A 20,202-nucleotide genomic window follows, 5' to 3' on the forward strand; every position below is an offset into this window, starting at 1 on the left:
CAAATAGTTAAGTTGTTTTATTGGTAAAATTTAATTAATTAAAAAATATTATTATTTTATAAAACTTATTAGTTATTGAGTAAATTAAATTAATATTTCTACATTATTTAATAAAGACAATTAAATAATATATTTTTTAAATTAATTTAATAAATATTTTCTTAGCTGAGATCAATAATCTATTAGCGATTAAGAAAACCCACTTGATGAGTGGGTTCAGTCAATCAAAATCTAAACTAAATAGCCTCTATAACAATATATTTTCCTTCATAGAAAAGGCCTTCGGTGCTTGTTTCTTTTAATTTGCAATAAATGGCCACTGAATGTATGAGTTTTTGATTCTTCTCGCTAGGAACATGAGTAAACCCAGATAGAAAATTTGAATTATTATTTTCTAATTTCCAAGAAGTACCTTTATTGTCATGCCACTTACTATTTGGATATTTAGAATCTAACCATTCAATGCACTGCTTCATTGTTGAAAAATTTTTTGTTTCCTCTTTTTCAATTTTCGATGCGGCACTTACTGAGGCTCCAAACGTTAAGAATAAAGCTCCAATTAATGTTGTTCTCATGAAATTACCCTTTATTATTAATAAATAAAATTTAAAGGTTCAAGATATAAAAAAACCACCCTTAGATGGATTAGTTTTTAGGAAGAGTTTTGTTAATTTTAGCACTTGTGTTTTGATCAAATTTTAATAATTTGAAACTTTCACAGTTAGCAAAAATACAAAAAAGAAGAGCAACTATCAAAATTCCGGCTATCTTATTCATTCAATTTTACCTTAGAGATTTTAATTATTTTTAATCAGGTAATGGTATACGAAAATATTATAAAAAGCTTAATTATTAAAAATCTACCACAATTCATTACAAAAGTTATTTGTAATTCTTAGCTCACTTTTCTACTTCTCTCAATATTAATACCGCTTATGGGCTAAAATACTAAGATACAAAAAGCACCCTAAAGTGCTTTTTAATTTAAAGAAATATCAAATGCCTAATGAAAGTTACTGAATTTGTTTAGAAAGCTCGACAATCAGTTTCTTTTCGTAGTCATTGAGCACGTTGTCAATATTTTCAACCCACTTTTACTCGTTCGCTACTTGAGCTGATCTAGTTATCTTACTATAGATCTTAAATGGCGGACGGTTAGGGTGTTTAGCATCTAAAATCTCTGTATCAATTTCAGAATAAATTTTTATTGAAGCAAAGCCAGGTTGGAACTATGACCAAAATTTATTAATTTTAATATTGAGTATCAGCTCAGCCTACTGTCCTCTTCTTTATTTTTATAATTTTTTTCAAAAAACATCATATTAGACAAATTTTCGTATAAATTACCCTTCTAGGTGAGTTGGGCAATCTAAAGGAAAGAAATGACGCTTAAACAATTAAAAGCTTTTTTAGCCCTTGCGCGTACACTCAACTATGCTAATGCATCATTAGAGCTACATCTCAGCCAGTCTGCTTTAAGTCTCACCATCAAAAGCTTAGAGGAAGAATTAGGCGGAAAGCTCTTTAACCGTAATACTCGCCGTGTTGAGCTTACACAAGAAGGTAAATCCCTCATTCCCTATGCTAAAAAATTACTCGCCAATTGGGATGAAATGGAAAACGATGTTAAACAACGTTTTAAGCTCAATCGTGGAACTTTAAGTATTGCCTCAATGCCCTTTGTGACTCATGCAATTTTGCCTGAGGTGATTCATCAATTTTTAGAACTTCATCCTAATCTTAACTTTTCAATTCACGATATTCCCAATGAAACCATTATAGAAAAAGTACAAGATGGTATTTTCGAGCTTGGTATTTGTTTTGAACCAGATCTCACCGAAGGCTTAGAGTTTAAACCTCTATTTGAAGAAGATTTCTTAGCTCTATTACCTAAGACTCATCCACTCGCTCAATTACCTTCTATTACATGGCATGAGCTTTGTTCAAACCCATTTGTGACCTTACAAAAACCGTCAATTGTTCGTTATTTAGTTGAGCAAAATTGTTTGCGAAATAATATAACGCTCGATTTAAAAGTGGAATGTCATCAAATTTCATCACTTTCAAGTTTTGTGGCTTATGGAATTGGGGTAAGTGCAATTCCACGGCACTTTGCTAAACACATTGATAAAGAACATAACGTGTTGATTGAGTTAAAGGATGAATCTATTCATAAGACTGTAGGAATTGTTTATAAAAAGAACTTTGAAATTTCAAATATTTCGACTCAGTTTATTGAAGCTTTGATTCAGTATAAATTTTAAAAAATTAAAGACTGCTTTTTAGGATGAGCTAAGCATACGCTTAAGCTAAAACTATTAATTATTATAATTTTCAATGATATGAGGTGATTTTTTAAAGTATTTTGCTTTATGTTCGTCTGATCTTTTGTAGACGATTTGAAACCATTCATTGATTATACTTATTAATCATTTAAAAAAATTAACTTCTATAACGTAAAATGTGATGCTAAAACTAAGATTACTAAGGGATATAGGATAACAATAGAATGAATAAAGTTTATGCCAATGCAGAGGCAGCACTAAAAGACGTTATTGCAGATAATCAAACACTTGCCGTAGGTGGTTTTGGTTTATGTGGAATTCCGGAAAAATTGATTGTTGCAGTTAAGCAAAGTGGTGTGACTGGTCTCACATGTATTTCAAATAACGCAGGTGTAGATGATTTTGGTTTAGGTATTTTGCTTCAAACAAAACAGATCAAAAAAATGATCTCTTCTTATGTTGGTGAAAACAAAGAATTTGAGCGCCAATATTTAAATGGTGAACTTGATGTAGAACTTACTCCACAAGGTACATTAGCTGAAAAGTTACGTGCTGGTGGTGCTGGTATTCCGGCGTTTTATACACAAACCGGCGTTGGTACACTCATTGCCGAAGGTAAAGAAGAACGTACCTTTAATGGCAAAAACTACATTTTAGAAGAATCTTTAACAGCAGATGTAGCTCTTGTTAAGGCCTATAAGGCAGACAAGGCTGGCAACTTAGTATTCCGTAAAACTGCTCAGAATTTTAACCCTGAATGTGCGATGGCTGGAAAAATTACAATCGCCGAAGTTGAACAGGTTGTTGAAATTGGTGAATTAGATCCGGATGAGATCCATTTAGCGGGTATTTATGTAAACCGCATTGTACTGAATGCATCACCTGAAAAACGCATTGAGCATAAAACTTTAAGCACGGAGGCAGTATAAAATGGCTTGGTCACGTAATGAAATGGCACAACGTGCTGCAAAAGAACTTGAAGACGGTTTTTATGTCAATTTAGGTATTGGCTTACCTACTCTAGTTGCCAACTATATTCCTGAAAATATCAATGTTTGGCTTCAATCTGAGAATGGCCTATTAGGTATTGGTGAGTTTCCAACCGAAGAAACTGTCGACGCCGATTTAATTAACGCCGGTAAACAAACAGTTACAGCTCGCCCTGGTGCTGCTTTTTTCTCAAGCTCAGAATCTTTTGCCATGATCCGCGGTGGCCATGTCAACATTGCAATTTTAGGCGCAATGGAAGTTTCCGAAAATGGTGACTTAGCGAACTGGATGATTCCGGGTAAAAAAGTCAAAGGTATGGGCGGCGCAATGGACTTGGTTGTTGGTGTCCAAAAAGTTGTAGTGCTTATGGAACACTGTGCAAAAGATGGTACGCCAAAGATCGTTAAAAACTGTAGCCTACCTTTGACAGGTAAAGGCGTGGTTCACCGTGTAATTACTGACTTAGGTGTAATGGATATTACCCCGCAAGGCGTAGAGCTGATTGAACTTGCTAAAGATGTCACGCTTGAACAGATTCAAGCTGCTACAGGTGTCGAGTTTTATAAAACTTTAGTTGCGTAAATTCTAATTTTTAGTTAGCCAGATAAGACTCAAGTTAGTAAATGAGCTTGAGTCTTAGCCCTTTAAAGCACCGGATGTGCTGTCTATAAATAAGAACGAGAAGGATTTTTTCAGCTATGGAAAAACAGCAAGGAATTTTTGAAAGATTTGCTCTTCGGATTAGTGACTGGTCTGAAAAATGGTTTCCTGATTCATATATTTTTGCATTACTTGGCGTCATTATTGTATCAATTGCTGCGTTGGGTATTGGTGCACCTATTCACGATGTCGCGACTTCTTTTGGGAATGGTTTCTGGAGTCTTATTCCCTTTACCCTGCAAATGACGATGCTCATTATTGTGGGTTATGTCGTTTCTGTATCTAAGCCCGTAAAATTCCTAATCCAAAAAATGGCACGTATTCCAAATTCTGGACGTGGTGCTATTGTTTTAGTTGCAACTGTCAGCTTGTTAATTTCTCTAGTCAACTGGGCAGTAAGTACGATTCTTACTGCACTTTTAGTAATTGCATTAGCGAAACGTAAAGAGCTGAATATGGATTACCGTGCAGCGGCAGCGGCTGCAATTATTGGTATGGGGGCAACTTGGGCACTGGGAATTAGCTCTTCGGCAGCACAGCTTCAAGCGAATAAAACTAGTTTACCTGAGTCAATTTATAATCTGACAGGTGTTATTCCATTTACCGAAACGATTTTCCTTTGGCAATCAATTGCAATGACTATTATTTTGGTTATTGTATCAATCGCAATCGCTTACTGGTCAGCTCCAAAAGGTAATAATGTTAAAACAATTGATAGTTTTGATGTTCAATTTGAAGAAGACAAACCACATGAGCAAGAATCGACGCGTCCGGGTGACTGGTTAGAAAACTCGCTTATCTTAACGATTATTGTGGTCGCATTAGGCTTAATCTGGATGTTTTTTGAATTTTCAAAAAGCAATCCAATCATTGCTATTTCAAGTTTAAACACATACAACTTTGTGTTTTTAATGCTTGGGTTAGCCTTGCATGGAACACCAAGAAACTTCTTAAATGCTGTTTCAAAGGCAGTTCCAGCTGTATCAGGAATCTTAATTCAGTTTCCACTTTATGGAAGCATCGCTTTTATTATGACGCAAGCTTTAAACAGTCAAGATTTATCGCTGTCGCATTATATAGCTGAGTTTTTCGTTTCAATCGCTTCAAAAGAAACCTTTGCAATCGTGATGGGGATTTACTCTGCGATTCTGGGGTTCTTTGTACCGTCTGGTGGTGGAAAATGGATTATTGAAGCCCCATATGTTATGCAAGCAGCAAATGATTTGAAAGTTCATTTAGGCTGGTCTGTACAAATTTATAATGCAGCCGAAGCTTTACCGAACTTAATTAATCCATTCTTTATGCTTCCAATGTTAGGCATTCTAAAACTAAAAGCAAAAGATGTGATTGGTTTTACAGTCACTCAACTCGTTGTGCATTTTCCGTTAGTTTTATTTTTATTATGGTTCTTTGGAAGAACGCTTAGCTATACCCCACCTACTTTTTAATTTACCGGCGCCTTTAGTTTCGGCTAAAGGCAAATTTAGCAAATACATCAATAAGAGATATTAAGATGAGTTCAATTGTTATAGTTTCAGGTAGCCGTACTGCAATGGGCGGTTTTCAAGGCAGCCTATCGGCTTTAACTGCACCAGAACTAGGCGCTGCGGTTATCCGTGAATCGATCCAACGTGCAGGTGTTTCCTCTGAACAAGTAGATGAAGTTATTTTTGGTTGTGTATTGAGTGCAGGTATTGGCCAAGGTCCTGCTCGTCAGGCGATGCGTAAAGCTGGTGTACCTGATCATGTCGGCGCAGTTACCATTAATAAACTATGTGGCTCTGCCATGAAAGCGGTGTTAATAGCATCTGATACTCTAAAAGCAGGCAGTGCCAATATTATTGTAGCTGGCGGTATGGAATCTATGACCAATGCACCTTATATTTTACCGAAAGCTCGCGGTGGTTACCGTATGGGTCATGGTGAAATTAAGGACCATATGTTTTTAGATGGTCTTGAAGATGCAGAAACAGGCCGCTTAATGGGTTCTTTTGCTCAAGACATGGCAAATACCAAAGGCTTTACCCGTGAGCAAATGGATGACTTTGCAATTTCTTCACTTAAAAAAGCGCAAACTGCGATTACGGAAGGTTACTTCAAAGAAGAAATTGTTCCTGTTGAAGTAAAAACACGTAAAGGTGTTGAAGTTATCGATCAAGATGAACAGCCATTAAAAGCGAATCTTGAGAAGATCCCAACATTACGTCCAGCTTTTAGTAAAGATGGGACAATTACAGCTGCTAACTCAAGCTCAATTTCTGATGGCGCTGCTGCTTTAGTACTCACCACTGAAGAATATGCTCAAAGTCATGGTTTAAATACTTTGGCAAAAATTGTTGCAACATCTACTCACTCACAACATCCAAGCGAATTTACCATTGCTCCGATTAGTGCAATTCAAAAAGTACTTAAGCGTGCTGGCTGGTCTGTTGATGAGGTAGATGCTTGGGAAATTAATGAAGCTTTTGCAATGGTAGCAATGGCGCCAATTCATGAACTCGGCATTGATGAAGCAAAAGTAAACGTCCATGGCGGTGCTTGTGCTTTAGGCCATCCAATTGGCGCAACTGGCTCAAGAATTATTCTTTCTCTTATCTATGCTTTAAAACGCCTAGGTAAAAAGAAAGGTGTTGCTGCATTATGTATTGGTGGTGGTGAAGCTACAGCTGTCGCAATTGAAATCTAAAAATCAAACCACACAGAAGGTGTAAAAGTTTTTCTTACACCTTCTTTTTTTAGACTTTAAAAAGTTCATAGCAGGTTTGACGGAACCATTTATGACTACTTTTATGATGGCAAGACATATGCCAATGTTGTTTAACATCATAAGTTGGAAAGTCTAGAGGTGCAGGTAAAATCTGTAAATTTTCTCTCACCAATAAGACTTGGCTTAAATAATACGGTACCGTTGCGATCGCATCTGTTTCTTGTACGACTAATCCCACTCCAAGATAGCTCGGTAATCGAATTAAAATATTTCGATCCAATCCTTTGTTCTGTAATTCATTTTTAATATGGTAATGCCCAATTCCCGCGTCAATATCGATATGATACTCGCGCATATAATCATCTAAAGTAAAATTATTTGGGTCTAAACGAGGATGGCTCTTAGAGCTAATCACAACATAATGTTGTTTAAAAAACTTTTGTTGATAAAAGCCTTCTTCTAATTGGGGTAAAAAACCAATTGCAAGATCAATCTCACCATTTGCCATTTGATAGCTGGTTTCTGGCGTAATCGGCCGAATATTCAAGCGAATTAAAGGTGCTTTCTCTTTTAAATAGTTGGTTAGTTGCGGTAATAAAACCAGATGAGACACATCTGTCATCGCAATTGTAAAAAGTTGATCTGAAGTTAGCGGATCAAAGTTCACACTAAAGTTATTAATGCTTTCAACTTTATCAATCACTTCACTAATAAGTGGAAAGATTTCTTTAGCCAATTCGGTTGGGATCATTTCATTTCCAACACGAATAAAAAGCGGGTCATTAAAATGCTGACGGATTTTGTTCAGTCCATTACTAACGCTCGGTTGTGTAAGGCCAATCGCATCAGCAGCCATTGAAACACTTTTAAACCGATAAATATGATAAAAAATATTTAGTAATCTACTATCTAGATCAAACAAAATTGTCTCCGTCTGGATCAAATAATCCATTCAAAAGGAATGAAATCAGGCACAGCATATATAAAAATGCTCACTAGATTTCTGAATTATTGATATATGGTCTAAATTAACAAAGAATCTAGACCATGAGCAATGCTTTATAAAGCCTTTCATCATAAAGGCAAAGGTATGAGCTCTTTAATTGATTACTTTGTATGTAAATATCTTGAGGACATCACATATCATTATAATTTTTAATCATGCTGAGTTTGAAAGCCCTTCCAGATTTGCTGAACAGATTTGTTATCACTCAAGTTATTTTTAAAAATATAAATATCTTGTGGCAAGCAATATTCGTTATGGTCCAACATGACCAATTTTCCGGTAGCGAGATCTTCCTCTACATTAATTTTTGGAATCCATGCTACACCTAAACCTTGTAATACAAGCTCTTTCAAATTGGTGGCATTGTCAGTTTCATATAAGGTTTTATAGATCAGTTTACCTTCAATCAATTGATCGACCAATTTACGCAAATAAGCATGTTTACTATAAGCAAGTAATGAAAAATTACTCTGAATTGTATGCTTAGGCGTATGATCTGCTTCGGTAGCTGACACTGGAACAATCTCTGTTTCAGCGATCTTGATGCCACTTAAAATATCATCACCAACTCGATTAATATTAGATCGATCTGCATAACAAATCATAAAATCGCAGGCACCTTCTTTTAAAAGAGATAAGCCTTCACCACTATTCGTTGCGACAATTTCAATTTTTAAATCACGCATAAATGTTGGGAACTTTTTTAAAAAAGTGGTTAAAAAACCAGATGCTAATGAGTGGACAACACAGAAACGAATCGTAGATTCGGTTTCATTTTTGATGTTTTTAATCAGCTTTGCTGTTTCTTCTACCTGTTTCTCAATATTTTTAGACATCACCAGCATAATCCGTCCAATGTCTGTAAATTCAATATTATTTTTATTATTTCGAATAATAACTTCAGCTCCGATCATCTCTTCTATTTGCTGAATTCTACGCGTAAACGCAGATTGACTAATAAATCGTTTTTCGGCTGCTTTTGAAATAGAACGCTCACGCTCAAGTGTCAAAAGGTCTTCTACCCAACGTACTTCTAAGTTCATTTTATGCATTCCCTTTTTATAGTTATGTCCTTAATCTGTCTGGTTGGGAAGCTGAATAAATAGCTGAATAGATGAATAAAAACTATAAAACATGGGAGTACCTGCAAAAATGCGATGGAGGGTTGGCAAAGCCAAACAATAAAAGTAAGTATTTAAATAATTCTGACATAGAAAAGAGCGTAAGAGAATAAAAGACTTTGATTTAACTCAACAACTCATACAAATATAAAATTATTACTTTAAAAATTATTTTAAATCAAAAAGTAAGAAGCATATAACGCAAGTAAATAACAATTTTTAAGTTAATAAAAAAAAGAAATAATCCTATGCTTTACTCATGTTTTATTTTTTATAAAAAAAGTCCGCACCTTGGGGAAGAATACGGACTGTAAAACTGAAAATGACTATCTAGCTTATTTCAGGAATTAAGCTCTCTGACTCAATAAACTCATTTAAATCAGAAGATATGCTTGCAGTATAGCTCAGTCCATAAAACCTGACTATTCTACTAAAGTATTTAACTTAAGATTGAATTAAAACGAATTCTTAATATTCACCAATGAGGTAATATAATTTTCTTGAAATTTCAACCATCATATTAGAAGTATATTGAGTAATTTCAAAAACTTGCTTTTTCTGGGGATTGAAAACCATATTGTCATTTTCATCACTAAAAAAGATATAAGTGGTGTATTTATCCATATGGTGGATATGCTCTTTTAAGCTTAATTTTTCCCCAGAATTGGGATCATAGGCGATAAACTTCATTCTCATGAATTTTGTCTCTATACATACAGTCTTTTACCCAAATTTTAAAAAAATCTAGATAAAACAATATTTTGATGGATAATATGAAATAGTTAACCTAAGAACTGAGGCTACTTGTAAGATATGGGCACAATACTATTAGCTTTGTTTACCGAGGTTTCAGCAGAAGCGATTGATTGCTCTGCTTCTTTAAGCAGACGAGAAGTTTTAGACTCACTTTTCTCTTCACCGTGGAAAAGCACATAGTATGTAAAACTTCCCAAAATAATTAATGCGGCTGTGACTTTTAACATAAACTTAAAACTAAGATTTTTTCGTATTATAGTGTTTTTTATGTGAAATGCATCACATTTTTATATGAATTTGTTAGATAAGCTTCACTTTAAAAGCTAATAATAAAGATAATTAAGTTGATATTTCATTTAAATTAATCAGTCTTAATTTTTACAATGCGTTTCTTTCAAAAATTAGATGACCATTCATTGTATCAAGAAAATTTTGAAATCAACTTCACATCAATCTTAAGTTGTTAATTTATATAGTTAAATTAATATTTTAAAATGAACTATCCTAGTTAGTTGACTATAAAATTAGAAAATTGATATGCAAAAAATGCATAATTAACTTGATAAATGCATTAGAAGTGAAGCATTTCGAAATCTAATATGAATTATCTACTCTACTAATTCGAAGTTTAATGATGAACGCTGAAATTACCACCCGTATTGAGAAGGATCTTATTGGTTATAGAGAAATCAATAATAATGATTATTACGGAGTTCAAACATTACGTGCTCTAGAAAACTTTAACTTAACACAAAGTAAAGTGGGAAATTTCCCTCATTTAATTAAAGCATTAGCAATGGTAAAACTTGCTTGTGCTGAAGCGAACTATAATCTTAAAAGCTTAGATCAGACTAAATTTGAAGCGATTGAATACAGCTGTAATCAACTTATTCGTGGTAATTTTCACGACCAATTCCCGATTGATATGATGCAAGGTGGTGCTGGTACTTCAACAAATATGAATGCAAATGAAGTATTAGCAAACGTCGCTTTAGAATATATGGGACATGCAAAAGGCCAATATCAATATTTGCACCCTAATAACGACATTAACATGTCACAGTCAACAAATGACGTGTACCCTACTGCGATTCGCTTAGGTTTGTTATTAAGCTTAGATGAACTAAATCTTCCTTTTAACAATTTAATCTTAAGTTTCCGCAATAAATCTCAAGAATTTGCTCACATCCTAAAAATGGGCCGTACACAGTTACAAGACGCTGTGCCAATGACATTAGGGCAAGAGTTTGGTGCTTTTGCAGTAACTTTACAAAAAGACCTTGAGCAAATTAATACGCTCATTCCAAATGTTTTAGCGTATATGAACCTTGGTGGTACGGCGATTGGTACGGGAATTACTACTGAATATAGTTACCGTGAACTTGCGATTCAAGCACTTGCAAAAATCTCTGGTAAGAAAATTAAGTCTGCTCCTGATCTAATCGAAGCAACTTCAGATATGGGTGACTTTGTTCTTTTATCTGGTTTATTAAAGCGTACTGCAACTAAGCTTTCAAAAATTGCCAATGACTTACGTTTACTTTCAAGTGGTCCACGTACTGGCATTAATGAAATTAATTTAGAAGCTCGCCAACCGGGTAGCTCGATCATGCCGGGTAAGGTAAACCCAGTTATACCTGAAGCGATGAACCTTGCTTGTTTCCAGATCATTGCAAATGACTTGGCTGTAACTTTAGCTGCTGAAGCGGGCCAATTACAGTTAAATGCAATGGAACCACTTATTGCATTCAAACTGTTTGAATCTATGGATTTGCTTGGTAAGGCAATGGCAATGTTCCAAAGTAAGTGTATTGATACAATTACGGCGAACCCTGAGCATTGTAAAGCTTTGGTTGAAAACTCGATTGGTATCGTGACTGCACTTAACCCATATCTAGGTTATGAAACTACAACTCGTATTGCTAAAACTGCAAATGAAACTGGACAAAGTGTATTAGCACTCGTTCAGAACGAAGGCTTATTATCAGCACAAGTGCTTGATGATATCTTGTCGATTAATAATATGGTTAAACCAAAAATGTCGGCTTAATTCCTGAAAATAAAAAAGGAGCTTTTATAAGCTCCTTTTTTATTTGTTCTATATTTTAAAAACTGAAAGTTGTAGAGAACTGGGCTGTACGTGGATTACCTAAGAATAGGTAGTCATCCCCCATAAATGCACCCACATCACGCCAATACTTCTTATTAAATAAGTTATCAATATTGAATCTAAAAGTTGTGTCATGCCCAGCAAAATTTGTTTTATAGGCAGCACCAATATTAAAGACGCTATATCCGCCTACTTTTGCAGTTCCCTCTTTGTTTGCATATTTACTACTACTGTATTGCATACCACTCAATAATCTTAATCCTTCAACTGAAGGTACTTTATAAGATAACTGTGCAGTTGCGCGTACCTTCGGTACATTTTGAGTTTGATGACCTTTGTAGCTGTCAGTATCAATATTAACAAGACGAGATTTGGTATAGGTAATACCTGAACTAACATCGAGTGTATCGGTTAAAGCGCCCGTTAAACCTAATTCAATACCTTGATTGTGTTGTTCACCTTGTGAAACAAAATCGAAAGTTCCATCTGCATTCACTTTGCTATATTGATTATCTTGTTTTAAATCAAAAATAGCTGCTGTTACTAAGAAGTTCCGAATTTGTTGCTTAACACCAACTTCATATTGTTCAGAGTTTTTAGGAGATAGAACTTCTAGAGCATTATTAGCGAACCACGGAGCTTCACCACCATCTGATAATCCTTTGGCATATGAGGCATAAAGATTAGTTTTAGCAGTTGGGCTATACATGAGCGCTAATTGCGGTAAAAACTTATTTAAATCGGTATCACGGCTTAGCTGCGCATCTGAATTATAAGCTTGCTCATCAAGGTGAATAAGTTTTCCGCCGAGTAGAGTTGACCACTGATCATTAAATTGAACTCGGTCAGATACAGTAAATGCAGTCTGATCACTTTCTAAGGCTTTATAACGATCACCTAAGCTTTCCGATGACGGACTATAGTCAATCGTATCTTGATAGATATTACCTGTTCCTACCGCTACATTAAGTGGTGTGTGGTGCTTTAAAGTTTTATATGTACGTTGTAATTTGAAAGCGATTTGATGCTGGATATTAGCAGTATTGAATTGACCCTCTAACCCAGCAGAAAACTGGTTAGTAATACGTGTATCATCTGGGCTGCGGAAGTCATAAATGTCATAATTTCCGTGTTTATCAAAAGTATTGCCCAAACCAGAATATTCACAAATATCGTTATAACATCCCCATGGGAAAGCACTATTATCATCAATCACAACACGGCTTTGCGATGCACTTAAGCTAGCATTCCATTGATCATTAAATGCATATTGATATTTTAAACTTGCATTTACACTGTTATTTACAACAGGTTTACTCCACGACTGGTAACCCAATAAACGGTCTTGATCTACATTTGTTGGTACTTCTTGCCCATCAAGCAGTTGATAACCCGGTACGGAGCGTTGGCTTTGATGCTGAGCTTCAATATCAAACAATAATTTAGAACGCTCATTAATTTTCCAGTCTAAAGCAACTGAACCAAACTCACGCTTACCATTTGCGTGATCAACATTTGGATGGATGCTTTCATGGGCTAAATTGATTCGATAACCAAAAATATCATTAATAAAGCCGCCAACATCTGTTGCCAGTGTATAGCCGCCTTCTGAATTTGCATCGACCGTAATAGTTTTAATATCGGCAGGTCTTTTGGTGACATAGTTAACCACACCACCTGGTGTCGACATTCCACTTTGAATTGCAGAAATGCCTTTTAAGATTTCAACTTGTTCTTTATTTTCTAAAGCAACATTTTGCTCGCCACGTATAGTATGGCCATTAATGAGATAACTTGAGCCTAAATCAAGCGCAAAACCACGTGCTACAAAGTTTGGATAGTAGCCAATTGCAGCGTAGCCATCCCCTAACGATGAATCATTTTTAATAACATCAGTTAATGTTTTTGCGTGTTGGTCTGCTATACGCTCAGAGGTAATGGTTGTAATAGATGCAGGGACTTTCTTTACATCACCAGTTTGAAAACCAGATAAATTAACTTTTTTAGACGTATATAGTGCCTCATTATTTTGTGTAGCGTTCACAGTAATGGTTGGGAGCTGCGAAACCTCCGCTTCATTTGCATAGACGGCAGATGTTATGAGTGCAATAGATGAAGCCAATGCTGTTTTAGAGCATGTCATGAAGTGAAAATTTAACGAACGTCTTTCCATTGAATAACTACCTGCCATACCGTGCATAATTTGAAGCGCTAGAAGTAACTGCTGAGCCTATTTTTAGCCACGCAAGAATACAGCTACATATATTGAGAAACAATACATTCTGTACTTTTTCGATTAAGTGTATTTGATACAAATTTTATGAACTTATCATTATATAAATTTCATTTATTTTATTAGGAATTGACGCTATAACTTTTTAAGTATTACTAAATATTCAAAATAAACTTAAGCTCGAAATGAAACTTAAAAGGAGAAATAAAATAGAAAAGTACCGTTGTAAATTAGCTCACTGATTTTAAATAGAATTAATTATTAAGTTAAATGAAAGGAAGTGTTCGATCATTGGTAAAATTATCTTTAAATCGAACAAAAGGACGTAATTTTACTAGAAACGAATTTTAAAATTAGAAAAAATGAATGGTTAGGAATTTAAGGAAGTGCTCAGGATTGAGTGATATTTAAAGTTTCATTCTATTTTCTATCCAGCATATCTAAAAATTCCTCATTTTTGTCTGCAAAATGATGGAAGAAATATGACATACACTCAGGAAGAAAAACGTAGCAGAATACGTGGGATTGTAGGCGCAGCCTCTGGTAATTTAGTTGAATGGTTCGACTTTTATATCTATGCAGTATTTGCTGCCTACTTTACTCAAGCATTAACAGCACCTGATATGGATAGTACGACTAAATCTATCTATGTTTGGGGCGTATTCGCTGCAAGCTTTTTTATGCGTCCTATTGGTAGTTGGGTATTTGGACGAATTGCAGACCGGCATGGTCGAAAAAAATCGATGGTCATCTCAATTTGTCTGATGGCTTTGAGTTCTTTTCTATTTGCAGCCCTACCTACTTATGACCAAGTTGGCTTATTTGCCCCTTTTCTTTTACTGGTAGTGCGCTTACTTCAAGGCTTATCGGTTGGTGGTGAATATGGTGCAGTAGCAACATATATGAGTGAATTAGGTTTAAAAGGCCAACGTGGTTTTTACTCATCTTTCCAATATGTCACCCTCTCTGGTGGTCAGTTACTCGCAAGCTTACTTGGTGTAATTTTATTAACGTTCTTAAGTGAACAACAATTACATGATGGTGGATGGCGTATTCCGTTTGTTATTGGTGGTATTGCAGCAATTTTTTCTTTGCTTGCACGTAGTCGCTTAGAAGAAACGCTTTCTCATCAAGACAGCGAACGAAAAGAATCTGGCAGCTTAAGAGAACTCTTTAAGAAACATTGGAAAACCTTTTTATTGGTGGTTGGATACACTTCTGCTGGTTCATTAACGTTTTATGTAGAGACCGTTTATTCAAAAACCTATTTAACCAATTTAGGGATGGATGGAAAAACCGTTGGTTATATCATGACCTTCGCCCTATTTGTCTATATGTGTGCTCAACCTGTATTTGGTGCAATTTCTGACCGTATTGGGCGACGCTCTTCAATGCTGGCCTTTAGCTTATTGTCTGCGATTTTTATATACCCAGTCATGGTGATCGGGATGCGTGCCTATATTGATTCGCCGATCATTATTACCTTGCTACTTATTTTTATGATGATGTTACTCAGTTTCTATACATCTATCAGTGGCTTAGTAAAAGCTGAAATGTTCCCACCTCATGTGCGAGCTTTAGGTGTAGGTTTCTCTTATGCAGTAGGTAATGCGCTGTTTGGTGGTTCTGCGCCTTCAGTTGCCTTACAGTTCAAAGCTGCCGGAATTGAAAATACCTTCTTTATATATGTCATTGTCATGCTGATTATCTGTTTCTTATGTAGCCTTGCGCTTCCGAAAAAACCAGATTATTTAGAACATGATCATTAAAAAGTAAAAGATAGATATTCTTCTAGAGTTTTTTTAGAAGAATATCTTTTTAAAATAATAAGAAAGTCATTTTTGTTCTGTATGCTATAGCTGCCTAGCACATCTAACTTATTCAATTAACTAAAAGTTACTAGTTTTTGATGTTCTTGATCCGTATGAATCAATTTTTTGATGGGATAAAAAAATGGAAAACGAAAAATCCCCTTTACCTGAAAGTATTATTCAAGTCACCTTCTGGCAAGCCTTTTTATTTTGGCTTAAGCTCGGCTTTATTAGCTTTGGGGGGCCAGCTGGACAAATCGCTGTGATGCATCAGGAACTCGTTGAGCAAAAGCGCTGGATATCCGAAAAAAGATTTTTACATGCTCTGAACTACTGCATGTTGTTACCCGGTCCTGAAGCACAGCAATTAGCAACCTATATTGGTTGGCTTATGCATAGAACTGCTGGAGGATTAGTTGCAGGTATTCTATTTGTATTACCTTCCTTATTTATTTTAATTGGGCTGTCTTGGGTTTATATAAAATTTGGAGATGTTCCCGTTATTGCAGGTATTTTCTATGGAATTAAGCCTGCCGTTACTGCAATTGTTTTCCATGCAACTTACCGTATAGGTAGTCGTTCGCTTAAAAATAAGTTTTTATGGGCCGTCGCGATTGCAGCGTTCTTTGCCATTTTTGTCTTAAAGCTTCCTTTCCCGCTTATCGTTTTATCCGCTGGTATTGCTGGCTATTTAGCGAGTAAAAAGTACCCAGAACTATTTTCCTCCGCGGCTGGACATAAAGCCAGTCAAAAAGATTATGGTCCGGCATTTATTGATGATGAGACTCCAACACCAGAGCACGCTAAATTCCATTGGTTGCGGTTAGCTAAACTTATTTTTATAGCAATCGCTTTATGGCTATTGCCAATTTTAGCTTTAGGCGCATATTTTGGATGGCATCATTCTTATACTCAAATGGCGTGGTTCTTTACCAAAGCTGCTTTGCTCACTTTTGGGGGCGCTTACGCAGTTTTACCTTATGTCTATCAAGGAGCAGTCAATCATTTTGGCTGGCTTTCACCTACACAAATGATTGATGGTTTAGCTTTAGGTGAAACTACACCGGGTCCACTGATTATGGTAGTGGCATTTGTTGGCTTTTTAGGAGGCGTCAATCATTCATTACTTGGCTCTGAGCATCTATTTTTTGCTGGAGCACTGGGTGCAGTCATTGTGACTTGGTTTACCTTTCTCTTTTCATTTGTATTTATTTTTGCGGGTGCGCCCATTATTGAATCTACACATAATGAAATTAAATTTACTGCGCCACTCACTGCCATTACCGCAGCTGTGGTCGGTGTAATTTTAAATCTCGCACTATTTTTTAGTTATCACGTGTTATGGCCACAAGGTTTTTCAGGGCATTTTGATATAGTTGCAGCCCTCATTACTGTTGCTGCATTTATTGCTTTATTCCGCTTTAACGTGAACGTGTTATATGTGATTTTTGCATCAGCGCTGGTTGGTTTAGGGGTTTATCTTTTATAAAAATTAGTCATGAGTCTTTCAACGTAACTGTGAAGGGCTCATACCATAAAACTGTTTAAAGCGATGACTTAAATGGCTTGCTGAACTAAAACCACATACTAAGGCAATATCTTGTAAAGAAAGCTGAGATGATTGAATTAGCCCTTTTGCTTTGGTTAAGCGTCTTTGCATGACATATTGGTGAGGCGCCATATTCATTGACTGTTTAAACATATGGGCAAAATGATATTCGCTTAAATTCACAACATTTGCTAAGTCAGACAAAGTCAGTGCTTGGTCTAGATGCCCTTCAATCCAGTCTTGAATATATTTGAGTTTATGAGGCGCCAGCCCACCTTTAATGACGGGTTGCTGCCACTTCACGTTGCTATATCTTCGAATTAAGTGATTCAACAATAAACTTGCTGTTGTACTCATTTGCAAATGATTTGAAGAATCTTTCCAATCACAATCTAGCAAGAAGAATTGATATAACGCTCGAATCCGTTCATCGTCATTAAACACAACTTCGTTTAGTTCAATTTGATTGGGTTCTTTGTCCCATATTTTTTCGGCAACATCACGCAAATGTTGGTCAGTATAATACAAGTGAACGAATTTAAGCCCACCTCGGATATCCCAAGTCGACTCCTGATGTTCAGGCAATAAGCAAAAACGACCCGGCCCGCCACCATTTTTCCAGCCCGCAGGTGTTTTTTGATAGCTTTCATAGCCATCTTGAATATAAAGACTTAAAGTGTGGTGATCGCTACAGACACTTACACGATCTTGCTGATTAGACCAAAATGCAAGTTGCATATTTTCATCAAGCACCACAGTTTCGTGAAGCTTGGCTTTAGATTGCTGTAGCTGTTCTAAAGTTTGATAGGCCATGCAAAATTAAAACGAATATCATTGAGCTTAAGTTAACCATATTCAGCAAAATTCAGCTAGTTCAGTCATATAAAAAACGCAAGATCTTGCATGTACAACACAAGAATATATACGTGAAAAATGAAGCATTCCTAGATACTTAAGCTTGGTAATCGAGGATGAAGTTATGAATATTTTACTCTATGTTGCGGTGGTGTTGATTTGGGGAACAACATGGATTGGAATTGCCGTTCAGGGCCATTATGCAGCACCCGTTGTCGCAATTTTATGGCGTTTTGCCATTTCAGCCCTATTACTTTGGGTTGTTTTACTATTTTCAGGAAAATTGCAGCGAATTGCTTTAAAAGATCATTTGTTTTGTATGCTACAAGGTCTTTGTGTTTTCGGCCTAAACTTTATTTGTTTTTATACCGCAGTTAAATATGTAAACAGCGGTTTAGAGTCCGTTATTTTTTCGATGGCCGTTTTCTTTAATGCTATTAATGCGCTTATCTTTTTTAAGCAAAAACCATCACCAAATTTTACCCCAGCTGCAATTTTAGGACTCATAGGTATTGTTTTACTGTTCTGGCATGACCTGATTAATAGTCAGTTTAATGCACAGTTACTAATGGGTATCGGTCTATGTGCAATAGGCACTTACGGTTTTTCTTTAGGTAATATGATTAGTGTTAGACATCAAAAACGTGGCCTAAATATCTTTTCAACAAACTGTTATGCAATGACCTATGGTGCATTGGTGATGTTAAGTCTAGCGTTATTTACTGGCCAAGATTTAATGCCTCCAATGAATTTCCCATTTTTAAGCTCGGTACTTTACTTGGCTATATTTGGTACTGTTATTGGGTTCTCTGCTTATTTTTCTCTGGTTGGACGTATTGGTGCAGCCAAAGCAGCATATAGCACGTTGCTCTTCCCTTTAGTTGCTTTAACAGTTTCTACTTTCTTTGAAGGATATGTATGGACTTTAAATGCTGTCTTTGGAATTTTATTAATCTTACTCGGTAACTACTTAATGTTTAGTAAGTTTGAAATTGGAAAGAAGTTATTTAATAGTCAAAAAAGTTGTGAGAAGCAGGCATAATAGCCTGCTTTTTTATAAATCATGATTAATTTTAGCAGCCCATTTTTATCATCAACTCAAAATCTTTTAAAGCCGCGGCTGCTGTAGCTAAAGGCGCAGATGCTCCTCCACTTACAACAAGCTCACCCATTTCTTGCGTTAACACCCGAATGCATTTATTAGAACCTTGCAGATGAGCAAAAGGGTGATTTATCGGAACTAAACGTAACTCAACACCAGTTTGAATTTGCTGATTTTTCAGATGAATAAAACCAACCAGACGAGGAATTAAATCTTCTTTTTTCCAATCACGGATATGATCGGCTGTGACATGACTGATTCCTTGTCTTGGAATATCTTGAATTTTTATATCAGCTCCTAAAACAGTATTGGCTAATATCGTAATTTTGGCAGCAGTATCCCATCCATCTACATCGAAAGAACTGTCAGGTTCCGCAATACCTTTTACTTGAGCTTTTTCAAGAGATTCTGCAAACGCACATTCATGTTGCAACATATCATTTAAAATAAAATTTGTGGTGCCCGTAAAAACACCTTCAACTTCTAAAATTTGGCAGCCAGCTAGGTTATATTCAAACAAATCCACAGTTGGTAAGGCCGCAGCTGTCGCACCGCTAAAAAATAATTTTTTCTTGTGTTGATGTGCCAAGTTAATTAATTTTTTGCCTTCTACTACTAAAGCACCTTTCGATACTGCAATCGCATTCATGCTATGTGTTAAAGCATAATCTAAATAAAATAGGCCCTTTCCACCTGTCACATAGTCACTTGGGCCTGTCTCGATAATGACCTCCGCCTGAACCTGTTCTAAAAACTTTTGCTCAGTTAAACCTGCATGATATTGTGTTTTATCTAACCACTTTGCAGCTTGTAAACCTTCTTGATCAATTAAACCTGATGATGAGTTGCAGACACCCACTAAACGGGCATCAATTTGATATTTTTGTTTATAGTAAACAGATCGATTTAAAAGAAGCTCTGCAATTTGTTGCCCAATCCGTCCAAAACCACAAATTGCCACATTAATTCGCTTCATTTCATTTTCTCAAAAATTTAAATGGTTTAAATCAATTTTCC

Annotated in this window: 17 protein-coding genes; 9 read left to right on the plus strand and 8 right to left on the minus strand. The window is 35.8% G+C overall.

Annotation, left to right across the window (positions count from 1 at the left end):
• Window positions 1–236: 236 nt before the first annotated feature.
• On the minus strand, window positions 237–575 hold the full coding sequence (locus ACYU0V_RS09125; protein WP_279982607.1) for a hypothetical protein: 339 nt from the start codon (window positions 573–575) through the stop codon (window positions 237–239).
• 807 nt (window positions 576–1,382) lie between these two features.
• On the opposite strand from ACYU0V_RS09125, the gene ACYU0V_RS09130 reads away from it, so the two are divergent.
• The 5 genes from ACYU0V_RS09130 (at window position 1,383) to ACYU0V_RS09150 (ending at window position 6,621) form a co-directional block, all read left to right on the plus strand.
• Window positions 1,383–2,264: a LysR family transcriptional regulator gene (locus tag ACYU0V_RS09130; protein ID WP_461849878.1), complete on the plus strand. Its 882-nt coding sequence runs from the start codon at window positions 1,383–1,385 to the stop codon at window positions 2,262–2,264.
• 245 nt (window positions 2,265–2,509) lie between these two features.
• Window positions 2,510–3,214, plus strand: coding sequence for a CoA transferase subunit A (locus ACYU0V_RS09135; RefSeq protein WP_002113873.1), 705 nt, complete (start codon window positions 2,510–2,512; stop codon window positions 3,212–3,214).
• Between the two features lies 1 nt (window position 3,215).
• Window positions 3,216–3,857 (plus strand): 3-oxoacid CoA-transferase subunit B, encoded by a 642-nt coding sequence (locus ACYU0V_RS09140; RefSeq protein ID WP_014206696.1) that lies wholly within the window; start codon window positions 3,216–3,218, stop codon window positions 3,855–3,857.
• 116 nt (window positions 3,858–3,973) lie between these two features.
• On the plus strand, window positions 3,974–5,383 hold the full coding sequence (locus ACYU0V_RS09145) for a short-chain fatty acid transporter (RefSeq protein ID WP_461849881.1): 1,410 nt from the start codon (window positions 3,974–3,976) through the stop codon (window positions 5,381–5,383).
• A 65-nt stretch (window positions 5,384–5,448) separates the two neighbouring features.
• Window positions 5,449–6,621 (plus strand): thiolase family protein, encoded by a 1,173-nt coding sequence (locus ACYU0V_RS09150; RefSeq protein WP_461849883.1) that lies wholly within the window; start codon window positions 5,449–5,451, stop codon window positions 6,619–6,621.
• Between the two features lie 49 nt (window positions 6,622–6,670).
• On the opposite strand, the gene ACYU0V_RS09155 is transcribed toward ACYU0V_RS09150, so the two are convergent.
• The 4 genes from ACYU0V_RS09155 to ACYU0V_RS09170 form a co-directional block, all read right to left on the minus strand.
• Window positions 6,671–7,564: a LysR family transcriptional regulator gene (locus ACYU0V_RS09155; protein WP_003651675.1), complete on the minus strand. Its 894-nt coding sequence runs from the start codon at window positions 7,562–7,564 to the stop codon at window positions 6,671–6,673.
• A 233-nt stretch (window positions 7,565–7,797) separates the two neighbouring features.
• Window positions 7,798–8,691: a LysR substrate-binding domain-containing protein gene (locus ACYU0V_RS09160; protein WP_002113716.1), complete on the minus strand. Its 894-nt coding sequence runs from the start codon at window positions 8,689–8,691 to the stop codon at window positions 7,798–7,800.
• Between the two features lie 546 nt (window positions 8,692–9,237).
• Window positions 9,238–9,459 carry a hypothetical protein gene (locus ACYU0V_RS09165; RefSeq protein ID WP_014206692.1) on the minus strand — a complete coding sequence of 74 codons (222 nt, stop codon included), beginning with the start codon at window positions 9,457–9,459 and terminating at the stop codon, window positions 9,238–9,240.
• A 110-nt stretch (window positions 9,460–9,569) separates the two neighbouring features.
• Entirely contained in the window at window positions 9,570–9,752 is a 183-nt protein-coding gene (locus tag ACYU0V_RS09170) for a hypothetical protein (protein ID WP_002113649.1), read from the minus strand.
• A 404-nt stretch (window positions 9,753–10,156) separates the two neighbouring features.
• Between ACYU0V_RS09170 and ACYU0V_RS09175 the strand changes: the two genes are divergently transcribed.
• Window positions 10,157–11,575, plus strand: a complete 1,419-nt coding sequence (locus ACYU0V_RS09175) for an aspartate ammonia-lyase (RefSeq protein ID WP_017399577.1) — start codon at window positions 10,157–10,159, stop codon at window positions 11,573–11,575.
• A gap of 55 nt (window positions 11,576–11,630) precedes the next feature.
• Here ACYU0V_RS09175 and ACYU0V_RS09180 read toward each other — a convergent pair whose 3' ends face one another.
• Window positions 11,631–13,835: a TonB-dependent siderophore receptor gene (locus ACYU0V_RS09180; protein ID WP_461849886.1), complete on the minus strand. Its 2,205-nt coding sequence runs from the start codon at window positions 13,833–13,835 to the stop codon at window positions 11,631–11,633.
• 515 nt (window positions 13,836–14,350) lie between these two features.
• Here ACYU0V_RS09180 and ACYU0V_RS09185 point away from each other — a divergent pair.
• Both ACYU0V_RS09185 and chrA read left to right on the plus strand, forming a co-directional pair.
• Window positions 14,351–15,637 carry an MFS transporter gene (locus tag ACYU0V_RS09185; RefSeq protein WP_060465671.1) on the plus strand — a complete coding sequence of 429 codons (1,287 nt, stop codon included), beginning with the start codon at window positions 14,351–14,353 and terminating at the stop codon, window positions 15,635–15,637.
• A 184-nt stretch (window positions 15,638–15,821) separates the two neighbouring features.
• Complete coding sequence (gene chrA / locus ACYU0V_RS09190; RefSeq protein WP_461849887.1) at window positions 15,822–17,168, plus strand: chromate efflux transporter; 1,347 nt, start codon at window positions 15,822–15,824, stop codon at window positions 17,166–17,168.
• A gap of 18 nt (window positions 17,169–17,186) precedes the next feature.
• Here the strand turns inward: chrA and ACYU0V_RS09195 are convergent, their stop codons facing one another.
• Window positions 17,187–18,041, minus strand: coding sequence for a helix-turn-helix domain-containing protein (locus tag ACYU0V_RS09195; RefSeq protein ID WP_086264634.1), 855 nt, complete (start codon window positions 18,039–18,041; stop codon window positions 17,187–17,189).
• Window positions 18,042–18,207: 166 nt separating this feature from the next.
• Between ACYU0V_RS09195 and ACYU0V_RS09200 the strand changes: the two genes are divergently transcribed.
• The gene (locus tag ACYU0V_RS09200; protein ID WP_262441105.1) at window positions 18,208–19,125 is read left to right on the plus strand and encodes a DMT family transporter; all 918 of its coding nucleotides are present in this window, start codon (window positions 18,208–18,210) and stop codon (window positions 19,123–19,125) included.
• Window positions 19,126–19,156: 31 nt separating this feature from the next.
• Here ACYU0V_RS09200 and ACYU0V_RS09205 read toward each other — a convergent pair whose 3' ends face one another.
• Window positions 19,157–20,161 carry a homoserine dehydrogenase gene (locus ACYU0V_RS09205; protein ID WP_262441106.1) on the minus strand — a complete coding sequence of 335 codons (1,005 nt, stop codon included), beginning with the start codon at window positions 20,159–20,161 and terminating at the stop codon, window positions 19,157–19,159.
• Between the last annotated feature and the right edge of the window lie 41 nt (window positions 20,162–20,202).

Source organism: Acinetobacter sp. X9 (assembly GCF_054889255.1).

Bases quoted from the DNA above. Each gene is read 5' to 3' on its own strand.
- ACYU0V_RS09125 (WP_279982607.1), bottom strand. From the start codon at position 575: ATGAGAACAACATTAATTGGAGCTTTATTCTTAACGTTTGGAGCCTCA.
- ACYU0V_RS09130 (WP_461849878.1), top strand. From the start codon at position 1,383: ATGACGCTTAAACAATTAAAAGCTTTTTTAGCCCTTGCGCGTACACTC.
- ACYU0V_RS09135 (WP_002113873.1), top strand. From the start codon at position 2,510: ATGAATAAAGTTTATGCCAATGCAGAGGCAGCACTAAAAGACGTTATT.
- ACYU0V_RS09140 (WP_014206696.1), top strand. From the start codon at position 3,216: ATGGCTTGGTCACGTAATGAAATGGCACAACGTGCTGCAAAAGAACTT.
- ACYU0V_RS09145 (WP_461849881.1), top strand. From the start codon at position 3,974: ATGGAAAAACAGCAAGGAATTTTTGAAAGATTTGCTCTTCGGATTAGT.
- ACYU0V_RS09150 (WP_461849883.1), top strand. From the start codon at position 5,449: ATGAGTTCAATTGTTATAGTTTCAGGTAGCCGTACTGCAATGGGCGGT.
- ACYU0V_RS09160 (WP_002113716.1), bottom strand. From the start codon at position 8,691: ATGAACTTAGAAGTACGTTGGGTAGAAGACCTTTTGACACTTGAGCGT.
- ACYU0V_RS09165 (WP_014206692.1), bottom strand. From the start codon at position 9,459: ATGAAGTTTATCGCCTATGATCCCAATTCTGGGGAAAAATTAAGCTTA.
- ACYU0V_RS09170 (WP_002113649.1), bottom strand. From the start codon at position 9,752: ATGTTAAAAGTCACAGCCGCATTAATTATTTTGGGAAGTTTTACATAC.
- ACYU0V_RS09175 (WP_017399577.1), top strand. From the start codon at position 10,157: ATGATGAACGCTGAAATTACCACCCGTATTGAGAAGGATCTTATTGGT.
- ACYU0V_RS09180 (WP_461849886.1), bottom strand. From the start codon at position 13,835: ATGCACGGTATGGCAGGTAGTTATTCAATGGAAAGACGTTCGTTAAAT.
- ACYU0V_RS09185 (WP_060465671.1), top strand. From the start codon at position 14,351: ATGACATACACTCAGGAAGAAAAACGTAGCAGAATACGTGGGATTGTA.
- chrA (WP_461849887.1), top strand. From the start codon at position 15,822: ATGGAAAACGAAAAATCCCCTTTACCTGAAAGTATTATTCAAGTCACC.
- ACYU0V_RS09195 (WP_086264634.1), bottom strand. From the start codon at position 18,041: ATGGCCTATCAAACTTTAGAACAGCTACAGCAATCTAAAGCCAAGCTT.
- ACYU0V_RS09200 (WP_262441105.1), top strand. From the start codon at position 18,208: ATGAATATTTTACTCTATGTTGCGGTGGTGTTGATTTGGGGAACAACA.
- ACYU0V_RS09205 (WP_262441106.1), bottom strand. From the start codon at position 20,161: ATGAAGCGAATTAATGTGGCAATTTGTGGTTTTGGACGGATTGGGCAA.